The sequence below is a fragment of the Arthrobacter pityocampae genome (assembly GCF_002927275.1).
Classification (GTDB): Bacteria; Actinomycetota; Actinomycetes; order Actinomycetales; family Micrococcaceae; genus Arthrobacter_D; species Arthrobacter_D pityocampae.
Genome location: NZ_PRKW01000034.1, coordinates 1 through 1,047, shown reverse-complemented (window position 1 = coordinate 1,047; position 1,047 = coordinate 1). Strand labels below are relative to the sequence as shown.

2 protein-coding genes are annotated in these 1,047 nt (G+C 47.9%); one reads left to right on the top strand and one right to left on the bottom strand.

Features of this window, described 5'->3' with window-relative positions:
- The first annotated feature begins 55 nt into the window (after positions 1 to 55).
- Positions 56 to 262, top strand: coding sequence for a hypothetical protein (locus tag C4K88_RS18285; RefSeq protein WP_241522039.1), 207 nt, complete (start codon positions 56 to 58; stop codon positions 260 to 262).
- Here the strand turns inward: C4K88_RS18285 and C4K88_RS18280 are convergent.
- On the bottom strand, positions 255 to 1,047 hold a 793-nt coding region (locus C4K88_RS18280), incomplete at its 5' end, for a matrix protein 1 (RefSeq protein ID WP_206604400.1). The two genes, C4K88_RS18285 and C4K88_RS18280, sit on opposite strands and share 8 nt — an antisense overlap.

The following is a 1,047-nucleotide window of genomic DNA, read 5'->3' as shown; positions in this document are numbered from 1 at the left end:
TACGCGTGATCAGTAGAAACAAGGTAGTTTTTTACTCCAGCTCTATGTTGACAAAATGACCATCGTCAACATCCACAGCATTCTGCCGTTCCTGCCGATATTCTTCCCTCATAGACTCAGGCATTCCTTCCGTAGAAGGCCCTCTTTTCAAACCGTATTTAAAGCGACGATAAATGCATTTGAAGAAAAGACGATCAAGAATCCACAATATCAGGTGCAATATCCCAATAATGTTAGCTGCAACAACGAGTGGGTCACTTGAACCGCTGCAGTTGCACTCCCATCCGGTTCTGGTAGGCCTGCAAATTTTCAATAAGATCATCCTTTAGGCCTGTACTGGAGTTAGGGTGAGTCCCGACTGTTCTCATAGCCTGCACCATTTGCCTAGCCTGGCTTGCGACTTCCATGGCTTCCGCTGCCTGTTCACTTGATCCAGCCATCTGCTCCATAGCCTTAGCCGTAGTACTGGCTAGTACCATTCTATTCTCATGCCTAATTAGTGGGTTGGTACTAGTTGCCATCTGCCTGTGGGACCGATGTTGTGCGTCAGCGATCTGCTCACAAGTGGCACATACCAATCCAAGAGCCCCTTCTGCAGTTACTGTCCCCATCCTGTTGTATATGAGACCCATGCAGCTGGCAAGCGCACCAGTTGAGTAACTGAGTGCAACTTCCTTTGCTCCATGAAATGTCATTTCCCTCTTCAGTTTCTTGTATAATTTAACTGCCTTGTCCATGTTGTTTGGGTCTCCATTCCCATTTAGGGCGTTTTGGACAAACCGTCTACGCTGCAGTCCTCGCTCACTGGGCACGGTGAGCGTGAACACAAACCCTAAAATCCCCTTAGTCAGAGGTGACAGGATTGGTCTTGTCTTTATCCACTCCATGAGAGCCTCGAGATCTGCGTTCTTCCCTGCAAAAACATCCTCAAGTCTCTGCGCGATCTCGGCTTTGAGGGGGCCTGATGGAATGATAGAGAGAACGTACGTTTCGACCTCGGTTAGAAGACTCATCTTTAAACATCTACCTGCTTTTGTGATCACGCGT

Excerpts from the sequence above, each read along its gene's own strand:
- C4K88_RS18285 (WP_241522039.1), top strand. The coding sequence starts at position 56 with ATGACCATCGTCAACATCCACAGCATTCTGCCGTTCCTGCCGATATTC.